Origin of the sequence: Streptomyces sp. NPDC048171, from assembly GCF_043202655.1 — a bacterium.
Taxonomy (GTDB): Bacteria; Actinomycetota; Actinomycetes; order Streptomycetales; family Streptomycetaceae; genus Streptomyces.
The window spans coordinates 96,989-114,556 of the sequence record NZ_JBIDAU010000007.1; the positions used below are offsets into that span (position 1 = coordinate 96,989).

At 72.2% G+C, this 17,568-nt stretch carries 18 protein-coding genes; 6 read left to right on the top strand and 12 right to left on the bottom strand.

The features are described 5' to 3' along the window. The first annotated feature begins 79 nt into the window (after positions 1-79). Positions 80-1,003 carry an aminoglycoside phosphotransferase family protein gene (locus ACGF3J_RS20465; RefSeq protein ID WP_161328212.1) on the top strand — a complete coding sequence of 308 codons (924 nt, stop codon included), beginning with the start codon at positions 80-82 and terminating at the stop codon, positions 1,001-1,003. Here the strand turns inward: ACGF3J_RS20465 and ACGF3J_RS20470 are convergent. Then, positions 1,000-2,463, bottom strand: coding sequence for a S9 family peptidase (locus ACGF3J_RS20470; RefSeq protein ID WP_161328213.1), 1,464 nt, complete (start codon positions 2,461-2,463; stop codon positions 1,000-1,002). The genes ACGF3J_RS20465 and ACGF3J_RS20470 overlap by 4 nt on opposite strands. Before the next feature lie 266 nt (positions 2,464-2,729). Between ACGF3J_RS20470 and ACGF3J_RS20475 the strand changes: the two genes are divergently transcribed. After that, on the top strand, positions 2,730-3,947 hold the full coding sequence (locus ACGF3J_RS20475) for an alginate lyase family protein (protein WP_161328214.1): 1,218 nt from the start codon (positions 2,730-2,732) through the stop codon (positions 3,945-3,947). A 22-nt stretch (positions 3,948-3,969) separates the two neighbouring features. Here the strand turns inward: ACGF3J_RS20475 and paaE are convergent, their stop codons facing one another. From paaE to paaA, 5 genes are read right to left on the bottom strand one after another with little or no spacing between them, the layout of a single operon-like run. Further along, positions 3,970-5,076, bottom strand: a complete 1,107-nt coding sequence (paaE, locus tag ACGF3J_RS20480; protein WP_161328215.1) for a 1,2-phenylacetyl-CoA epoxidase subunit PaaE — start codon at positions 5,074-5,076, stop codon at positions 3,970-3,972. Beyond that, positions 5,076-5,585: a 1,2-phenylacetyl-CoA epoxidase subunit PaaD gene (gene paaD / locus ACGF3J_RS20485; RefSeq protein ID WP_161328216.1), complete on the bottom strand. Its 510-nt coding sequence runs from the start codon at positions 5,583-5,585 to the stop codon at positions 5,076-5,078. The genes paaE and paaD overlap by 1 nt, the downstream gene beginning before the upstream one ends. Further along, the gene (gene paaC / locus ACGF3J_RS20490; RefSeq protein WP_161328217.1) at positions 5,579-6,406 is read right to left on the bottom strand and encodes a 1,2-phenylacetyl-CoA epoxidase subunit PaaC; all 828 of its coding nucleotides are present in this window, start codon (positions 6,404-6,406) and stop codon (positions 5,579-5,581) included. The genes paaD and paaC overlap by 7 nt, the downstream gene beginning before the upstream one ends. A gap of 9 nt (positions 6,407-6,415) precedes the next feature. Continuing rightward, positions 6,416-6,727, bottom strand: a complete 312-nt coding sequence (gene paaB / locus ACGF3J_RS20495; protein ID WP_161328218.1) for a 1,2-phenylacetyl-CoA epoxidase subunit PaaB — start codon at positions 6,725-6,727, stop codon at positions 6,416-6,418. Further along, positions 6,724-7,701 (bottom strand): 1,2-phenylacetyl-CoA epoxidase subunit PaaA, encoded by a 978-nt coding sequence (gene paaA, locus ACGF3J_RS20500; protein ID WP_161328219.1) that lies wholly within the window; start codon positions 7,699-7,701, stop codon positions 6,724-6,726. Before paaA ends, paaB begins: the two co-directional genes overlap by 4 nt. Before the next feature lie 176 nt (positions 7,702-7,877). Here paaA and paaI point away from each other — a divergent pair, with 176 nt between their 5' ends. The 3 genes from paaI (at position 7,878) to ACGF3J_RS20515 (ending at position 11,081) form a co-directional block, all read left to right on the top strand. After that, entirely contained in the window at positions 7,878-8,324 is a 447-nt protein-coding gene (gene paaI, locus ACGF3J_RS20505; RefSeq protein ID WP_393854448.1) for a hydroxyphenylacetyl-CoA thioesterase PaaI, read from the top strand. After that, positions 8,324-9,670 carry a phenylacetate--CoA ligase PaaK gene (gene paaK, locus ACGF3J_RS20510; RefSeq protein WP_161328221.1) on the top strand — a complete coding sequence of 449 codons (1,347 nt, stop codon included), beginning with the start codon at positions 8,324-8,326 and terminating at the stop codon, positions 9,668-9,670. Before paaI ends, paaK begins: the two co-directional genes overlap by 1 nt. Before the next feature lie 112 nt (positions 9,671-9,782). After that, positions 9,783-11,081, top strand: a complete 1,299-nt coding sequence (locus ACGF3J_RS20515) for a flavin-containing monooxygenase (protein ID WP_393854449.1) — start codon at positions 9,783-9,785, stop codon at positions 11,079-11,081. A 77-nt stretch (positions 11,082-11,158) separates the two neighbouring features. Here ACGF3J_RS20515 and ACGF3J_RS20520 read toward each other — a convergent pair whose 3' ends face one another. The 6 genes from ACGF3J_RS20520 to ACGF3J_RS20545 all read right to left on the bottom strand — a co-directional run bounded on the left by ACGF3J_RS20520 (position 11,159) and on the right by ACGF3J_RS20545 (position 16,356). Next, entirely contained in the window at positions 11,159-12,283 is a 1,125-nt protein-coding gene (locus tag ACGF3J_RS20520; protein WP_393854450.1) for a tryptophan dimethylallyltransferase family protein, read from the bottom strand. A 207-nt stretch (positions 12,284-12,490) separates the two neighbouring features. Beyond that, positions 12,491-13,837: a cytochrome P450 gene (locus tag ACGF3J_RS20525; protein WP_161328002.1), complete on the bottom strand. Its 1,347-nt coding sequence runs from the start codon at positions 13,835-13,837 to the stop codon at positions 12,491-12,493. A gap of 15 nt (positions 13,838-13,852) precedes the next feature. Then, positions 13,853-14,446, bottom strand: coding sequence for an ATP/GTP-binding protein (locus ACGF3J_RS20530; protein WP_122617770.1), 594 nt, complete (start codon positions 14,444-14,446; stop codon positions 13,853-13,855). Next, a complete protein-coding gene (locus ACGF3J_RS20535) occupies positions 14,421-14,798 on the bottom strand; it encodes a DUF742 domain-containing protein (RefSeq protein ID WP_161328003.1) in 378 nt (125 codons plus the stop codon). The genes ACGF3J_RS20530 and ACGF3J_RS20535 overlap by 26 nt, the downstream gene beginning before the upstream one ends. Next, positions 14,795-15,196, bottom strand: a complete 402-nt coding sequence (locus ACGF3J_RS20540; protein WP_161328004.1) for a roadblock/LC7 domain-containing protein — start codon at positions 15,194-15,196, stop codon at positions 14,795-14,797. Before ACGF3J_RS20540 ends, ACGF3J_RS20535 begins: the two co-directional genes overlap by 4 nt. Beyond that, positions 15,193-16,356, bottom strand: coding sequence for a sensor histidine kinase KdpD (locus ACGF3J_RS20545; RefSeq protein ID WP_161328005.1), 1,164 nt, complete (start codon positions 16,354-16,356; stop codon positions 15,193-15,195). The genes ACGF3J_RS20540 and ACGF3J_RS20545 overlap by 4 nt, the downstream gene beginning before the upstream one ends. 331 nt (positions 16,357-16,687) lie before the next feature. Between ACGF3J_RS20545 and ACGF3J_RS20550 the strand changes: the two genes are divergently transcribed. Beyond that, positions 16,688-17,440, top strand: a complete 753-nt coding sequence (locus tag ACGF3J_RS20550) for a sulfite exporter TauE/SafE family protein (RefSeq protein ID WP_202557888.1) — start codon at positions 16,688-16,690, stop codon at positions 17,438-17,440. Positions 17,441-17,568 lie beyond the last annotated feature (128 nt).

The window sequence follows — 17,568 nt, forward strand, 5'->3', positions numbered from 1 at the left end:
GGCCGGCGCCGGCAGCGCTGTCGGCACCGGCCCGGAAAGCGTTTGACGGCCGTCCGCGCCGAAGGGTCGGATGTGGCCCATGAGTTCAGGGCAGATGCACGTGGACGCGTACCCCCTCGACGAGCGTCTGGTGCGGCGGCTGGTCGACGGGCAGTTCCCGCACTGGGCGGGGCTGCCCGTCGAGCGCTTTCCGTCCGGTGGCACGGTCAACGCGATGTACCGGCTGGGCGGCGACATGGTCGTCCGACTGCCGCTCCTCGAGGGCGGCGTGGCGGACGTGACGGCCGAACGGCACTGGCTGCCCCGGCTGTCGCCCCTGCTCCCCGCCGCCGTGCCCGAGGTGCTCGGCCACGGTGAGCCCGCCGAGGGTTACCCGTGGCCGTGGTCGGTGTACCGGTGGCTGCCAGGGAAGATCCCGGAGGCGGGGGCGCTGACCGATCCCGTGGCGCTGGCGGGTGATCTGGCCGGGTTCGTCTCGGCGATGCGCACCGTCTCCCTGTCCGGCGCTCCCGGGGCACACCGCGGCGGCCCGCTCGCCACGCTGGACGCGGCGACGCGGACCGCCCTTGATGATCTGCGCGGCCTGCCCGAGGAGGACGTCGACTGCGACGCGCTGGCAGCCGTGTGGCAGGACGCGCTGCGGGCGCCGGCCTGGGACGGGCCGCCCGTCTGGCTGCACGCCGACCTGATGCCCGGCAACCTGCTGGTCGAGGGCGGCCGACTCACCGCGGTCATCGACTTCGGGTGCGCGGGAGTGGGCGATCCGGCCTGCGACCTGTTCCCGGCGTGGAACCTGCTGCCCGCGGGCGCCCGGGAGGTCTTCCGGGAGACGCTCGGCGTCGACGACGCGACCTGGCGGCGCGGCCGGGGCCGGACCCTCTCCCAGGCACTGATCGCGCTGCCGTACTACCGGAAGACCAACCCGGCGATGGCGGGCAACGCCCGCCACGTGATCCGCGCGGTGCTGACGGAGCGGGGGCAGGTCCCCCGGGGCGGGGCCTAGGGGGCGATCCCCACACCGTCGATCCTGCTCCACGCCCGCTCCTGGCCCGCGGTCATGGCGGGCCAGTGGAGTCCGCCGGGCCGGGGACGCACCCGGGAGGCGTACGGCGACGGGCGGAAGCCGGGGTCGTAGAAGCAGCCCTCGCCGTAGGTCGCGTCGAAGGTGGCGCAGGAGGCCGCGATCGAGCGCGCGCCGGGCTTGCGGCCCGTGCGTGCCCAGGTGTCCAGCGCGGCGATGGAGCCGGCGTACTCGGAGTCGCTCAGCGAACTGTGCTCGGACTCCTTCGTGAAGGTCTGGACGAGGTTCCCGCCCCGGCCGGCGCCCCGGAGAGTGGCCCGGTAGGCCGCCTCGTGCTCCACGAAGGCCGTCGGGTCGTCGATGGCGTGCAGGGTGAGGACGGGCAGGTCGACGCGGCCGGTGAGGTCGCTGTCGTAGGAGAGGTCGCGGCGTGCGGCGGGGTCGGCCGAGAAGCGTTCCACACCCGCGTTGAGCGCCTTGTCGTCGTGCGAACCGGAGTACCGCACACCGCGGTTGCCCCACGGGTTCCGCCCGTCGAGCCGGTTCGACACGATGTCCCGGAACGTGAACGTGGCGAACTTCAGATGCGACTCCAGGGTGCGCTCGGGGATGCGGGTGACGGCGAGGATGTCGTCGAGGTTGCGCTGCTGGAGGGCGGTCCGGTCGGCCGGGGCGGACTCGTGGCCGGTGCACTCCTGGAGACGGGCGGCGAGCCCGGCGCTCGTCATCGTGGAGCCGGGGCGCAGGCCCTGCCACAACGGGTACTGCGGCTCGGTCGGGCGCGGGTGGTTGTGGCAGTAGTACTGGTAGATGACCCGCAGGTCCACGCGGTAGTCGTAGCCGCGCGAACCGCCGCCGAGGACGCCGTTGGTGAGCAGCACCCCGTCGTACACGCCATGCCGCCGGCCGTAGGTCTCCGCGACCTTGGCGGCGACGTTGCCGCCCCAGGACTGGCCGTGCAGGTAGGTCCGTTCCGGCCGGCCGAACTCCTCGGTGAACAGGCGGCGTACGTTCTCGGTGTCCGCGGCGGCCATCCGGGCGCCGTAGCCGCCGCGCCGGTAGGCGGACGCGGCCCACGCGTACCCCTCGTCGACCATCACCGCCCACCGCTCCAGGTCCTCGGTGCTGCGGGCCGGGTCGGAGGCGTCGCCGAGGTCGGGGCCGCCGTGCGCGTGCACGACGAGGGAGCCGTTCCAGTCCTTCGGCACGGCCATCGTGTAGTACGCCCCGTTGGCGTCCCGGCCGGTGTAGCACGACGCCTTCTCGGCCAGGGCGGGCGGGCAGTCGGCGGCCACGGGCCGTTCGGCCGCCCGCGCGGGGGCGGCCGACACGTTGCCGAGGGTGCCGAGGAGGACGGCCGTGAGGGCGGCCGCCACCACCGCCGGACGGCTTCGGCGGTGCGCCGTCCGGGTGACGAGCGGGGGAGCGTCGGATCTGGTCAAGGTGCGGCTCCTGTACGTGCTGCGTGCCGGCGCGAAGTTGCGCTGCGAGCCGGGATGCTAGGAATCCGCCGCGGCCGGGGCCACCCCTTCGATCATTGCGTTCATAGTGTTCGCCCCACGCCACCGGTTCGGCGTCGGCCGGCGGTCCTCCAGGACTCCCTGCGCGGCCCCTTGACGACCCATTGGTCTCTACCTATCGTCACCGCGCAGTCGAACGTTCAGAACAACACTCAGCGTTCACATAGACGAACGGATGGACCCCCCACATGTCCTCTGCTTCCACACCTCGCCACCGCAGATCCCGAGCCGTCCTCCTCACGGCCCTCACCGCCGCGCTGGCCGGCACCCTCCTGGCGGGACCCGGCCCGGCCGCTCCTCGCGCGCAGGCCGCACCGGCCGCGTTCACCCACCCCGGAGTCACCGTCTCCGAGGGCCAGCTCGACTTCGCCCGCGCCAAGGTGCAGGCCGGAGCCCAGCCCTGGAAGGGCGCGTTCGACCAGATGATGAGGAGCAGGTACGCCGACCTGAACCGCGTGCCCAAGCCCCGCGCGGTGGTCGAGTGCGGTTCCTACTCGAACCCCAACATCGGCTGCACCGACGAGCGCGAGGACGCGATCGCGGCCTACACCAACGCGCTGGCCTGGTACCTGACCCGCGACGAGCGCTACGCCCGCAAGGCGATCGAGCTGATGGACGCCTGGTCCGCGGTGATCCGGGACCACACCAACAGCAACGCCCCGCTCCAGACCGGCTGGGCCGGCTCGTCCTGGCCCAAGGCCGCGGAGATCATCAAGTACACGTACACCGGCTCGTGGGCCAACTCCGGCCGCTTCGCCACCATGCTCCGCAACGTCTATCTGCCCGAGATCATCAACGGCTCCAACTCCAACGGCAACTGGGAGCTGACGATGATGGAGGCCGCCGTCGGCATCTCCGTCTTCCTGGAGGACAAGGCGTCGTACGACAAGGCCATGGCCAAGTTCCGCACCCGCACGGCCGCGTACGTGTACCTGGCCTCCGACGGGGACCTGCCCAAGACCGTGCCGAGCCAGAACCTCAACACGCGGGACAAGGTCGTCAAGTACTGGCAGGGCCAGTCCACCTTCGTCACCGGCCTCACCCAGGAGACCTGCCGGGACTTCACCCACACCGGGTACGGCATCTCGTCCATCGCGCACGTCGCCGAGACCAGCCGGATCCAGGGGCAGGACCTGTACGGCACCGACGTGGGCGAGCGGCTGCGGCACGCCCTCGGCTTCCAGGCCAAGTACGAGCAGGGCGCCGCGGTCCCGGGCTCGCTGTGCGGGGGCTCCGTGCACCTGGGGCTCGGCCCGGTCACCGAGGTCGGCTACAACGCCCTGCACAACCGCCTCGGCCACGCCATGGACAACACCCAGGCCCTGACCGAGCGCACCCGCCCGTCCGGATCGAACAACCTCTTCGTCGCCTGGGAGACCCTCACCCACGGCGACAACCCGGCGTGACGGGGCACCGGGTGACCGCGGCTCAGCTGTCGTAGTCCACGGTCAGCTTCTCGGAGACCGGGTACGACTGGCAGGTCAGCACGTACCCGGCGTCGACCTCGGCGTCCTCCAGGGCGTAGTTGCGGCGCATGTCCGCCTTGCCGTCGGTGACCAGGGCGCGGCAGGTGCCGCAGACCCCGCCCTTGCAGGCGAAGGGCAGGTCGGGCCGGGTCTGCTGGGCTCCGTCGAGGAGGGTCCGCCCGCGGGACAGGGAGGAGGTGGTGGACCGGCCGTCCAGGGTGATGGTGACCTCGCTGACGGGTCCCTGCGGGCCGGTCTCCTCGTGGCGGACCTCCCGCACGGGCTCGTCGTCGGCGAAGAACAGCTCCCGGTGGACGCGGTCCGCCGGGACGCCGAGGCCGGCCAGGACCTGCTGGGCGTCGGCGACCATGCCCTGCGGGCCGCACAGCCACCAGTGGTCGGCGGCCGCCACGTCCACCAGCGAGCCGATGAGCGCCGAGAGCCGCCCGGCGTCCAGCCGGCCGGAGAGCACCTCGGCCTCGCGGGGTTCACGGGAGAGCACGTGGGCCAGGTGGAAGCGGGTCGGGTGGAGGTCCTTCAGGTCGGCCAGGTCGTCGGCGAACATGACCGTGTCCGTGCGGCGGTTGCCGTAGAACAGGGTGACGGACGACCGGTCGTCGGCGGCCAGCACCGACTCGGCGATGGACACCATGGGCGTGATGCCCGACCCGGCCGCGATCAGCACGTGGTGGCCGGGAACGGTCAGGTCGGGGGTGAACAGCCCGGTGGGCGCCATGACCTCGACGGTGTCGCCGGGCCGCACCTCCTCGACCAGCCAAGAGGAGAACACCCCGCCGGGCACCACCCGGACCCCGATGCGCGGCACCGAACCGGCCGGTGCGCAGATCGAGTACGAGCGCCGCTCGTCCCGGCCCTCCACCTCGCGCCGCAGCGTCAGCGACTGGCCGGGCGCGAAGGCGAACTCCCCGGCCAGCTCGTCCGGGATCTCGAAGCTCACGGCCACCGCGTCCGCGCACAGCCGCTCGACGGCGGCCACGCGCAGACGGTGGAAGGCGGGCCGGCGGCGGACACGCACGGGCGCTGCCGGGACGGGGGCGGTCGGGGGCATCAGATCTCCTTGACGTACTCGAACGGCTCGCGGCAGGCCCGGCAGCGCCACAGGGCCTTGCAGGACGTGGCGGCGAAGCGGGAGGTCTCCTCGGTGTCCGCCGAGCCGCAGCGGGGACACGCCACCGCCGCCCGGGTGGGTGACAGCACGAGAGGAACCGGCCCGCCACGGGGTGCGGGGCCGGGCGGGGCGATGCCGTGCTCGGCGAGCTTGCGGCGGCCGGACTCGGTGATCCAGTCACTGGTCCAGGGCGGGTCGAGGACCGTGCGGATCTCCACGCGCTCGTATCCGGCGTCCCGCAGCCGGGCGGCGACGTCCGCGCGCATCTCGGCCATGGCCGGGCAGCCCGAGTAGGTGGGGGTCAGGCTCGCCACCACGGTGCCGTCCGCGCCGACCTCGACGCCGCGCAGCACCCCGAGGTCGGCGAGGGTCAGCATGGGCAGCTCGGGGTCCGGCACCCGCTCGGCGACGCGGCGGGCGCGGTCGGTGTCCGGGAGCACGGTCACCATGTCGCCTCCGGGTGGGCGCGGGCGACGCCCTGCAACTCGGTGAGCAGCGGCGCCAGATGCTCGGTGTGCTCGCCGGCGCGGCCGGAGCCGGGCAGCGGACGGTACACCGGCAGGGGCAGGCCGGCCGCCTCGGTGACCTGGCGCAGCACGTCGGCGACCTCGTCCCGTACGTCGTACGCCGTGTGCAGCTCGCCCAGGTACGGGGCGACCGCGTCCAGTGCCGCGTGCGTCCTGCGCCGCGACTCGTCGGTGCCGTCGCCCAGGCGGACGGCCCACTCGGCGGCGTACTGACGGTGGTAGGACAGTTCCTTGACGCCCTTGGCCGCGACCGCCGCGAGGACCGGGTCGGGGTGGTCCACCAGCCGCTGGAAGTGGGCCAGCCGCCAACTGGAGAGCACCAGCAGCCGCACCACGGCGAACGCGAAGTCGCCTCGCGGGAGTTCGGCCAGGGTCACGTTGCGGAAGTCGCCGGCGTCGCGGAAGTAGGCGAAGGCGTCCTCGTCGCGGCCGGTGCCGTCGGCCTGCCCGGCGCGCGCGTACAGCAGGCGGGCCTGGCCGAGGAGGTCGAGGCCGATGTTGGCCAGCGCCACCTCCTCCTCCAGCTCCGGGGCGCGGGTGACCCACTCGGCGAGCCGCTGGGCGCTGATCAGGGCGTCGTCGGCCAGCGCCACGCAGTCCGCGGCCAGTCCGGCCGCGTCGACGCCCTCGGGCACGGTGGTGTCGACGCCGTGCAGCGGGTCCTCGAAGCCGGTGCCGTAGGCCCAGCGGGTGTCGTCCTCGTGTCCCTCGGCCAGGGTGAGGTAGACGTGGTCGTCGCTCATGCCCGGCTCCTAGATGTGGGGGACGTCGTCGGGGATGTCGTAGAAGGTCGGGTGGCGGTACACCTTGTCCGCGCTGGGGGCGAAGAAGGGGTCCTTCTCGTCGCGGGTGGAGGCGGCGATGTGCTCGGAGCGGACCACCCAGATGCTCACGCCCTCGTTGCGCCGGGTGTAGAGGTCGCGGGCGTGGGTGAGGGCCATGGCGTCGTCGGCCGCGTGCAGCGAGCCGACGTGCACGTGGTTGAGGCCGCGCTTGCCGCGCACGAAGACCTCGTATAGAGGCCAGCCCTGCTTCTCGGGCTTCTCGCTCTTCTCGGCGGTCATGCCACCGCTCCCTTCGCCGCGCGGGCGGCCTGCTTGACGGCGTGCGCGGTGGCCGCCTCGCGCACCCAGGCGCCCTCTTCGTGGGCGGTCCGCCGCCGCTCGCTCCGCTGTGCGTTGCACGGGCCGTCGCCCTTGATGACCCGCATCAGCTCGTCCCAGTCCGGGGTGCCGAAGTCGTGGTGCCCCGCCTCCTCGTTCCACCGCAGCTCCGGGTCGGGCAGGGTGACGCCGAGCTTCTCCGCCTGCGGAACGGTCATGTCGACGAAGCGGCGGCGCAGCTCGTCGTTGCTGTGCCGCTTGATCTTCCAGGCCATCGACTGCGCCGAGTTGGGCGAGGCGTCGTCGGGCGGGCCGAACATCATCAGGGACGGCCACCACCAGCGGTCCACCGCGTCCTGGACCATCTCGCGCTGGGCCGCTGTGCCGCGCATCATCGTCATCAGCAGCTCGTAGCCCTGCCGCTGGTGGAACGACTCCTCCTTGCAGATGCGCACCATCGCGCGCGCGTACGGGCCGTACGAGCTGCGGCACAGCGGTACCTGGTTGCAGATGGCCGCGCCGTCCACGAACCAGCCGATCACGCCGACGTCGGCGAAGCTGAGGGTCGGGTAGTTGAAGATCGACGAGTACTTCTGCCGGCCCTCGATCAGGCGCTCGGTGAGGTCGTCGCGGTCGGCCCCGAGGGTCTCGGCCGCCGAGTACAGGTACAGGCCGTGGCCGGCCTCGTCCTGCACCTTGGCGAAGAGGATCGCCTTGCGGCGCAGCGACGGTGCCCGGGTGATCCACTCGCCCTCCGGCTGCATGCCGATGATCTCCGAGTGCGCGTGCTGGGCGATCTGCCGGATCAGCGTCTTCCGGTAGCCCTCGGGCATCCAGTCGCGCGGCTCGATGCGCTGGTCGTGCGCGATCGTCGCGTCGAAGTGCTCCTGGAGACCGTCCGGGGGCGGCGCCTCGGCGGCGTGTGTCGTGGTCATCGTCACCAGCTTCCCAACCGACCATTCGTTCGGTACCAGTGTGACGGGTTTCCGGGCGCCGGGCAAGACCCGGGACCCGCCGCTCACACTCTTGACAGGGCGCCCGCGCGGCTGGATTACTGGGCCGTGCCGCGAGCTAACCGAATGGTCGGTCGGGACAGAAGGTGGTGGGAAGGATGTCGCAGGCCACTGGGCCGACACCCACGGAGACGATGTTCTCCGCGGACGAGGCCTCCCGGGGGCTGGGCATCGAGCTGGTCGAGCACGGCGAGGGGGCCGCCGTGCTCCGGATGACCGTGACCCCGTCGATGGTGAACGGACACAGGATCGCCCACGGCGGCTTCCTCTTCCTGCTCGCCGACACCGCCTTCGCCTGCGCCTGCAACAGCCACGGTCCGGTGACCGTCGCGGCCGGTGCCGACATCGTCTTCGTCGCCCCCGCCCGCGAGGGCGACGTCCTCGTGGCCCGCGCCGAGGAACGGGCCCGGTTCGGCCGCAGCGGCGTGTACGACGTGAGCGTACGGCGCGGCGACGAGGTGATCGCGGAGTTCCGCGGGCGCAGCCGCAGCATGCGGGACACCACCGGGAGCCGGACGCCGGGCACGACGACGAAGGAGCCGTGATGAGCAGCGAGCCGACGACCGGGGCGGCCCCGGCACCCCGCCCGGGTGAGCCACTCCCCCACGACCTGCTGGACGACGCCGAGCGCCTGTCCCGGGAGCAGCTCGCCGAGCTCCAGCTGGACCGGCTGCGCGCGACCCTGCGGCACGCCTACGAGAACGTGGAGCTGTACCGTAAGAAGTTCGACGCCGCCGGAGTCACCCCGGACGACTGCCGCAGCCTGGCGGACCTCTCCAGGTTCCCCTTCACCACCAAGGCGGACCTGCGGGACACCTACCCCTTCGGCATGTTCGCCGTCCCGATGGAGGACGTGCGGCGGGTGCACGCCTCCAGCGGCACCACCGGCCGCGCCACCGTCGTCGGGTACACGGACAACGACCTCTCCATGTGGGCGGACGTCGTCGCCCGTTCGATCCGGGCCGCGGGCGGGCGCCCCGGCCACAAGGTGCACATCTCCTACGGCTACGGCCTGTTCACCGGCGGCCTCGGCGCGCACTACGGCGCCGAACGCGCCGGATGCACGGTGATCCCGGCCTCCGGCGGCATGACCGCACGCCAGGTGCAGATCATCCAGGACTTCAAGCCCGAGATCATCATGGTCACCCCCTCCTACATGCTCACCCTGCTCGACGAGTTCGAGCGCCAGGGCGTCGACCCGCGCTCCACCTCGCTGAGGGTCGGCATCTTCGGCGCCGAGCCGTGGACCGAGGAGATGCGCCGCGAGATCGAGGAGCGGATGGACATCCACGCCGTGGACATATACGGCCTGTCCGAGGTGATCGGCCCGGGTGTGGCGCAGGAGTGCGTCGAGACCAAGGACGGGCTGCACGTGTGGGAGGACCACTTCTACCCGGAGGTGGTGGACCCGCTCACGGACGCCGTCCTCCCGGAGGGCGAGGAGGGCGAGATCGTCTTCACCTCACTCACCAAGGAGGCGCTGCCGGTCGTCCGCTACCGCACGCGCGACCTGTCGCGGCTGCTGCCGGGCACCGCCCGGCCGGCCTTCCGCCGGATGCAGAAGGTGACCGGCCGCTGCGACGACATGATCATCCTGCGTGGGGTGAACGTCTTCCCCACCCAGATCGAGGAGATCGTGCTGCGCACTCCCGGGGTCGCCCCGCACTTCCAGATCCAGCTCTCCGAGCGCGGCCGGATGGACCACATGACCGTGCGGGTCGAGGCCCGTCCCGACGCCGGTCCCGGGCAGCGCGAGGCCGCCGCCCGGACGATCGTCCAGGGCGTCAAGGACGGCGTGGGCGTCACGGTCGAGGTGGAGGTCGTCGCGCCGGAGACCCTGGAGCGCTCCCTCGGCAAGATCCGCCGGGTCCAGGATCTGCGCGGCGCGTGAAACGTGAGGACGAACACGTCTGTTCGTTCCTCGTGCTGGTGTGCCGCGTGATGCGGATGGGCAGTCAATGCGTGATCGGGGGAGGTCTGGTCCGTCCTGGGGGGGAAATCCCGTGCGCGTGTGTGTGATCGGTGCAGGTCTGTCGGGATTGGCGGTGGCGCACTCCCTCAAGGAGCGGGACATCGGCTTCGTCTGCCTGGAGAGGGCGCCCGACGTCGGCGGGATCTGGCGGCAGCCGGAGGCCGGTGAGCGGGGGCCGGGCTACCTGTCGCTGCACCTGAACACCGCGAAGCAGCTGACCGGTTACGCCGGTTTCCCCATGCCGTCCTCGTATCCGCTCTACCCCCGGCACAGCCAGGTCGCCGCGTATCTGCGCTCCTTCGCCGAGTGGGCGGGCCTGCTCGACCACGTCGAGCTGCGCACCGAGGTGGTCGCCGTATGGCAGGCCCCGGACGGCACGTGGACGGTGGTCAGCCGCGACGCGGACGGCACCGAGTCCGCCCGCCGCTTCGAGCAGGTGATCGTCGCCTCCGGGCACCACACCGAACCCGCCCTGCCCAACCCTCTCCCGCCCGGCGCCGACTCCTTCGGTGGAACGATTCTGCACTCCCTCGACTACCGTGACGGCGCCGACTTCGACGGACGCCGGGTCGTCGTCGTCGGGCTCGGGGCGTCCGCCGTGGACATCGCAGCCGACCTCTCGCGGCACGCCGAGGAGACCGTGCTGTCGGTGCGGCGGGGACTGCACATCGTGCCCAAGCAGCTCTTCGGGATGTCGGTCGACGAGATCGCCGAGGCGCCCTGGTGGACCGAGATGTCCTTCGCCGAGCAACGCGGTTGGGTGGAGCGGTCGCTGCTCGTCGCACGCGGCAGACTGTCCGACTACGGCCTTCCCGAGCCCGACCACCCGGTCTTCTCCTCCGCCGTGACCCTCTCGGACGAGATCCTCAGCCGGATCCGGCACGGCGCCGTGACCCCGAAGCCCGCGATCGCCTCCTTCGACGGCGACCGGGTCGTCTTCACCGACGGCACCTCCACGACCGCGGACGCCGTCGTGTACTGCACCGGCTTCCACATGACCTTCCCCTTCCTGCCGGCCGGCTGCCCGGTCGCGGCGGACGGTTCGGTCGAGCTGTACCGACGGGTCGTCCCGGCCGGGCGGCCGGGTCTCTACTTCGTCGGGCTGGTCCGGCCCGTGGGCGCGATCACCCGGCTGGTGGAGGCGCAGGCGGAGTGGGTGGCGCGGATCATCGACGGCGAGGCCGAACTGCCGGCGGCGGAGGCGATGCGCGAGGAGATCGGCGCCTACCTCACCTCCGTGGCCCAGCGCTACGGCCGGCCCGAGGGCGCCTCGATCCAGGTCGACGTGGGACCGTATCTGGCGGAGTTCCGGGAGTCGCTGCCCGTGTGACCGCCCCGCCGGCCGTCGTGCCCAGGGGCTCCCGGTGACTTCGGCCGGGAGCCCTTGTGGTGTGCGGGGCGGCCGGCTCAGCACACCGCGACCGGATGCCGGACCGGCACCGCGGCGGGCGGCCGGACGGCGTACGCCTCCGAGGAGAGGTAGGCCGTCACCCGCGGCGGCCGGCCCCGCTGGAGGGCCAGTGCCAGGTAGGCGATGAGCCCGGCCCCGTCCTCAGGCCGCCGGTCGGTGACGGCGGCCAGCGCCCGGACCAGCACCGAGGCGTCCATGCCGTGCCGGCGCAGCAGCCGCGACGCCCGGGCCAGTGCCTCCCCGTCGTGCGGGGCGTAGTCCCTGACCGGGATGTGCAGGGTGAACCCGCTGGGCCGGGGGTCCGCCGGGCCGGTGAAGGAGTGGCAGGACAGGCCGGGCAGCCCGTCGAGTCCCGTCGCCCCGGGCCCGGCGCCCGCGACCGTGCGGAAGAAGCCTTCGACCTCGGCCGGAACCGGTTCCGGGATCATGCGGGACAGTCTCCCGGCGCGGGCGGAGGTCAGGCTGTCGTGGCGTACGTAGACCTTCACCCGGGGTTCCTCCCAGTCCCCCAGGTCCAGGGCGAGGAACGGATGGCCGCTGCCCGGGGGCAGGTTGGCGTAGGCCCGCCCGAGCCCCAGTCGGCGCAGCGCCTCCCGCACCGTCGCGCCGGAAAGGCCGTCCCCGTTGGCGGCGGGGTTCAGGTAGACCTTGACCTTGGGCACACCGCCGGGTGTCAGCTCCAGCGCGCACCACAGGGCCAGGGGGCCGTGCGGAGCGGACGGCAGGAAGAGGTCCGTCACCTCGTCGAGGGGGCCGGTGCCGAACCGCCACCGGCGCGCCATCTCCCGGACCGTCTCCAGTCCGACGCGGCCGTTGTGAGCCAGGCTGTCTGCGCCGCAGCCCGGTTCGATGAGCACCCGCAGAACGGGGGCGGCGTCCGGCCGGAAGGAGAGGGAGAACTCGACGGGGGTGTGGTCGTCGGAGAGGAAGGTGCGGTAGGGCGGCGGCAGGTGGAGCGGCCGTCCGGCCACCGGTCCCAGGGAGTCCGTCAGGACCCGGGCGTAGGTCTCGATGTCCGCTCCGGCGAGGCCGGCGACCGCGGCGAGTCTTCGCAGCTGGCCGCCGGTGAAGGCGCCGAGTGTCGGGATGCCCCGCGGGTCGGTGCCCGTCGGCGCGGTCACCGGCCCGTCCCCGGCCGGGGCCGCACAGAGTGATACCCGCCTGGAGAGGCGGGTATCGGGGGTTTCGGCGGCGGGAAAGCGGCGTTCGTGGATATGTGGTCCACGACACCTCCTTTTACTCGTAAGCAACTTGAATGCCGCGTTGCTCACTACCCGTGCCGTTCAACCTTCATGCGGAAGGGGCTGGTTGGGAGGGTGTTGCGCAGATCACCGTGTGAGCCAGTTGAGGAACTGGCTCCACATGCCGCTGCGTTCGGCCGGCCGGGCCGGGGTGGCGACCTCGGGCTCCGCCGCGCCCGGGGCGGGCCGCGGTTCGGCACCGCGTCCGGTGCGGGCCGGGGTGAAGCGGGCCGGCAGGGTGGCCAGGGCCCGGTTGAAGGGGCCCGGACGCCAGGTCAGGCTGTCCTCCGGGACGGCGAGTTCGACGTCGGGCAGCTCGTTGAAGAGGTGCTCGATGGCGGTGACCGTGATGTGCCGGGCCGGTTCCTTGGACGGGCAGGCGTGCGGTCCGGCGCTCCAGGCGAGGTGTGCGCGGTTGCTGCCTGCCTGGCGGGAGGCCCTGAGGGCCGGGCCGGTGTTGGCCGCGGCGAAGCTGACCAGCACGAGATCGCCCGCCTGGAGGTGCTGTCCGGCGAGTTCCGTGTCGGCGGCCGGGTAGTGCGGCGCGTAGTTCGCCATGGGCGGGTTCTCCCACAGCGTGTCGTCCAGCGCCTCGTCGATCAGGCCGCCCTCGCGCGCGTACCGCTCGTGGGTGAGGAGGCGGTGCAGCGTGTTGCCGATCAGGTTGCGCAGGGGCTCGGCGCCCGCGCCGAGGAGCAGGGCGAGCTGGTGGACCATCTCCTCGTCGCTGAGGCCCGCCTCGTGCCGCATCAGCCAGGAGGTGACGTCGTCGCCGGGCTTGCTCCGCTTGAGCGCGACGAGCTCCCCCACCGCCTGGAAGAGCACCTCGGTGGCCTTCTCGGCGTTGACGCCGTCGAACATGCCGGAGATGCCGAACAGCACCCGGTCGCCGATGTCGGCGGGGCAGCCGAAGAGTTCGTTGAACACGAACAGCGGCAGCTGCTTGGCGTAGTCGCCGAGCAGGTCGGCGGAGCCGCGGGCGGCGAACTGGGAGATGAGGTAGCCGGAGATCTGCTCCGTGCTCCGGCTCAGCCTCCGGGTGTCCACCCGCGCCATGCTGTCGGTGACGGCCTGGCGGAGCCTGAGGTGGTCGGCGCCGTCGGCGAACATGCAGTTGGGCCGGTAGGCGAGCAGGGGCGCGACCGGGCTGTCCGGGCCGACCTTGCCCTCGTTGAAGGCCCGCCAGCGCCGAGCGTCCTTGCGGAAGGACCCGGAGTCCTGGAGCAGCTGGAGGGCGGCGGCGTAGTCCGTGACCAGGGTCGCCTCGACGCCCGGGGCCAGTTCGACCGGCGCCGCGGCACCGTAGTGGCGCAGGTACTCGTAGTACGCCTGCGGGTCGGCGGCGAACTCCGGTCCGTGCAGCGGCACTCGGGCGCCGGAGCCGTGGGCCGGGCACCCGGGCGGCGGCACCGGGGCCGTGTCGTGAGCGTTCATGTCTGCTCCCAGCTCCTAGCGGGTGCGGTCCAGCAAGTAGCGGACGAGGGTGGTCAGTGCGGCCGCGGAGGACTTCTCGTCGCGGGCGTCGCAGGTGACGACGGGGGTGTCGTCGAGCAGGTCGAGCGCCTCGCGCAGCGCGTGTTCGTCGCGCAGCGGGGTGCCGTCGAAGTGGTTGACGGCGATGGCGTAGTCGAGCCCGTAGTGCTCGATGAGGTCGATGACGGGGAAGGAGTCCGCCAGCCGTTCGGGGTCGACCAGCACCAGGGCACCGAGGGCGCCGCGTGCCATGTCCTCCCACATCTGGACGAAGCGCTGCTGGCCGGGGGTGCCGAAGAGGTAGAGGACGACGCGGTCGCTGATGGTGAGGCGGCCGAAGTCCATGGCGACCGTGGTGGTGGTCTTGCCCTGGACGCCGCCCAGGTCGTCGACCGACTCGGCGGCCTGCGTCATCGTCTCTTCGGTGGACAGCGGCTCGATCTCCGAGATGGAGCCGATGAGGGTGGTCTTGCCCACCGCGAAGTGCCCGACGACGAGGATCTTGACCGCGGTCTGGGTCGCCCCGCCGCGTACGTAGTCCCGCTCATCCAAACTTGGCGCGGAGCCCATTGAGCACCTCCTCCAGGATTTCCCGGTCCGCGAGCCGGGCGCGGGCCACCGGCGGGCGGGTCATGAGGTGGCCGCCCTCCATCAGGGAGGCCAGCAGGATCCGCACCACGCCGAGCGGGAAGTGGGTGTGTCCGGCGATCTCGGCGACCGAGAGGTAGCCGGCCGAGCAGAGGTCCAGCAGGCTCTGCTCTTCGGGGGACAGCCGCAGCGGCCGCCGGGTGTCCTCGGCGGAGGCTGTGACGAGGGTGATGAGGGAGAGGTGGTCCTCGTCGGGCAGGCCGCGGCCCTTGGTGATGACGTACGGCCGTACTAACTCCGGCGCCTCGGGCTCCCAGCCGTCGTGGCCGGTCATGAGCGGACGCCGAGGTTCTCGCGCGGCGGTGTCGTCAGCCGTTTGCCGAGCTGGGCGACGAGCTGCTGCATCCGGAAGGTGATGTCGGCCATGTCCACCTCGGGGGAGGCGGAGACACCGAGGTAGGCGCCCTCGCCGGCGGAGATCAGGAAGACCCAGCCGCCGTCGAACTCGACCAGGGTCTGGCGCCAGGACTGGCTGGGGTCCTCACAGAAGAAGGCGAGGGTGCGGCTGAGCGACTGCACCCCGCTCATCGCGGCGGCGACCCGGTCCGCGTCGTCCTTGTCGAAGTCCTGCGTCCGGGCCATCAGCAGGCCGTCGGCGGATATCAGGACGGCGTGCAGGGCACCCGGAATCTCCAGGGCGCTGTCGAGCATCCATGACAGATCGTCGTTCACGAGACCTCATGTCCTTCGCTGCTGGCACCAGGTGTTCTGCGCGTCCGGTCGGTGCCCTCGGGGTCGGTGACCCGGCCGGACCGCGTTCCGCGCTGGAAGGCACCCATGACCTGTGCCTGCTCGGAGTCGGAGCGGCCCGCCGGGCGGGGGGTGGACTCGTTGCCCGGCACGATGGCCATCGGCCGCTTGCGGCGCCGCCGGGGCAGACCGTCGTCGGTCCGGGACGAGACGGGCGCGGCCTCGGGGCCGCCGTCCCGGACCGGCCGGGCGGTGGCGGGGGCGGGAGTCTTCTTCTCCGGCATGCCGGTGAGCAGTTCGTGCGGCAGGAGGACCACCGCCCGTACACCTCCGTAGGGGGACGAGGAGTCCACCGACACCTCGAAGCCGAATCGTTCGCACAGCAGGCCGATGACGGCGAAGCCGAACTGCGGCGGATTGCCGAGCCCGGCCACGCCCGAGGCGCGCTCGGTGGCGAGCAGCCGGTCGGCGCGGGCGCGCTCCTCGTCGCTCATGCCCACACCGGCGTCGTCGACGACCACGCAGATGCCCTTGGGCACGGTCCGGAGGTTGATCTCGACGACGGTGTCGGGGCTGGAGTAGCTGGTGGCGTTGTCGAGCAGTTCGGCGAGGGCGAGGGCGACGGGCTCCACGGCCCGGCTGGTGATGCCGAAGTCGACCTGGGAGAGGATGTCCACCCTGCGGAAGTGCCGGATGCGCCCCTGCGCGCTGCGCACCACGTCGTACACCGAGGCGGTGTCGCGCCGCCCGCCGAGCCAGCCGTCGCAGAGCACGGCGATGGACTGGGCCCGCCGGCCGAACTGCGAGTTGGTGTGGTCGATCTCCAGCAGGTCCTGGAGGAGGGCCGAGTCGCCGTACTTGGTCTGCAGGCGGGAGAGGACCAGCTGCTGTTCCGCGGCGAGGCCCTGAAGGGTCCGCATGGCGGACTTCAGGACGGTCTTGGTCTCGTCCTCGGCCCGCTCCTGGGCGGCCTGTACGGATTTTCCGTAATCGTTCTCCAGCTCGGTGTAGTGGTCCTTGAGTCCCTGCACCTGCTGCCGCAACGCCCGGGCCGCCCTGCGCTGGCGGCTGATGAGCACGGCGGCGGCCACGAGGGCGACTAGGGCCACCCAGAGCAAGGGGTTCCCTGTGTATTCCGTCATAAGACTCTCTTCAGGCGACTGACGGCCGGCTTGCTGAGTTCCCGTCTACGCGGACGGCCGGTGGACCGCCCGCACCGGGGTAGCTGTCCGGGCTGTCCCTGAAGTCGGGGATGCCGTCTTTCACCCATCCGCCCGCTCCGCAAACGCGGTGATCGTATCACCGCATGATCAGGTGAATTAACGTCAAGAAGCGTCCATCCAGGACCGGTTGGGTACCACGGGACGTACCACTTCTGCCGGTGGGTACAGTCGGCCCCGTGAAAGATGCACCAGACACCTTCCGGCCGGCCCGCGGCGCGGCCTCGGACGGCCCGGGGTGACGCCCGAGGCCATGGCCGCGGTGTTCGCGGCCGGCGTCGGGGCGGGCGCCATCAACAGCGTGGTCGGCTCCGGCACCCTGATCACCTTTCCCGTGCTGCTGGCCACGGGCCTGTCACCGGTCACCGCCACCGTCTCCAACGCCCTCGGCCTCATCCCCGGCTCCATCAGCGGCGCCATCGGCTACCGCGAGGAACTGCGCGGCCAGCGGCGGCGGGTCCTCAAGCTGAGCGTCGGCGCCCTGATGGGCGGTCTCGCGGGCGCCACACTGCTGCTCGCGCTCCCGGAGGACGCCTTCGAGACGATCGTGCCGGTCCTGGTGGGCCTTGCCCTGGTGCTGGTGGCGCTGCAGCCCCAGATCGGCAAGTGGGTGCAGCGCCGCCGTGCGCGCACCGGCGCCTCCCCGCGCCGGGACGGCGGTCCGCTGCTGTTCACCGGCCTGACCCTGGCCAGCGTCTACGGCGGCTACTTCACGGCCGCCCAGGGGATCATCTACCTGTCCCTGATGGGCATGCTCCTCGACGAGCCGCTGCAACGCCTCAACGCCGTCAAGAACGTCCTCGCCGCCGTCGTCAACACCGTCGCCGCGCTCTTCTTCCTCTTCGCCGCGGACTTCGACTGGACCGCCGTCGGCCTGCTGGCGGTCGGCTCGGCCCTCGGCGGGTACGGCGGGGCCAAGGTGGGCCGCCGGTTCAAGCCCGTCGTCCTGCGGACGCTGGTGGTGACGGTCGGCACCGTCGCACTCGTGCAACTCCTGCTGCGCTGACCCACGGGATCCGGGCCTTGTCGCCGACGGTCCGGCTCGGGGACGCCGCCCGCCCGGGCCGCCGGAGGCCACGAGCCGCGGCGACGTCGTGACCGTCTCCGTCCGCACGGCCGCGGACACGGGCGGCG

What these genes read in the sequence shown, in the direction of transcription:
- ACGF3J_RS20465 (WP_161328212.1), top strand. Translation starts at nt 80, where the DNA reads ATGAGTTCAGGGCAGATGCACGTGGACGCGTACCCCCTCGACGAGCGT.
- ACGF3J_RS20475 (WP_161328214.1), top strand. Translation starts at nt 2,730, where the DNA reads ATGTCCTCTGCTTCCACACCTCGCCACCGCAGATCCCGAGCCGTCCTC.
- paaE (WP_161328215.1), bottom strand. Translation starts at nt 5,076, where the DNA reads ATGCCCCCGACCGCCCCCGTCCCGGCAGCGCCCGTGCGTGTCCGCCGC.
- paaD (WP_161328216.1), bottom strand. Translation starts at nt 5,585, where the DNA reads ATGGTGACCGTGCTCCCGGACACCGACCGCGCCCGCCGCGTCGCCGAG.
- paaC (WP_161328217.1), bottom strand. Translation starts at nt 6,406, where the DNA reads ATGAGCGACGACCACGTCTACCTCACCCTGGCCGAGGGACACGAGGAC.
- paaB (WP_161328218.1), bottom strand. Translation starts at nt 6,727, where the DNA reads ATGACCGCCGAGAAGAGCGAGAAGCCCGAGAAGCAGGGCTGGCCTCTA.
- paaA (WP_161328219.1), bottom strand. Translation starts at nt 7,701, where the DNA reads ATGACCACGACACACGCCGCCGAGGCGCCGCCCCCGGACGGTCTCCAG.
- paaI (WP_393854448.1), top strand. Translation starts at nt 7,878, where the DNA reads ATGTCGCAGGCCACTGGGCCGACACCCACGGAGACGATGTTCTCCGCG.
- paaK (WP_161328221.1), top strand. Translation starts at nt 8,324, where the DNA reads ATGAGCAGCGAGCCGACGACCGGGGCGGCCCCGGCACCCCGCCCGGGT.
- ACGF3J_RS20525 (WP_161328002.1), bottom strand. Translation starts at nt 13,837, where the DNA reads ATGAACGCTCACGACACGGCCCCGGTGCCGCCGCCCGGGTGCCCGGCC.
- ACGF3J_RS20530 (WP_122617770.1), bottom strand. Translation starts at nt 14,446, where the DNA reads ATGGGCTCCGCGCCAAGTTTGGATGAGCGGGACTACGTACGCGGCGGG.
- ACGF3J_RS20535 (WP_161328003.1), bottom strand. Translation starts at nt 14,798, where the DNA reads ATGACCGGCCACGACGGCTGGGAGCCCGAGGCGCCGGAGTTAGTACGG.
- ACGF3J_RS20545 (WP_161328005.1), bottom strand. Translation starts at nt 16,356, where the DNA reads ATGACGGAATACACAGGGAACCCCTTGCTCTGGGTGGCCCTAGTCGCC.
- ACGF3J_RS20550 (WP_202557888.1), top strand. Translation starts at nt 16,688, where the DNA reads ATGGCCGCGGTGTTCGCGGCCGGCGTCGGGGCGGGCGCCATCAACAGC.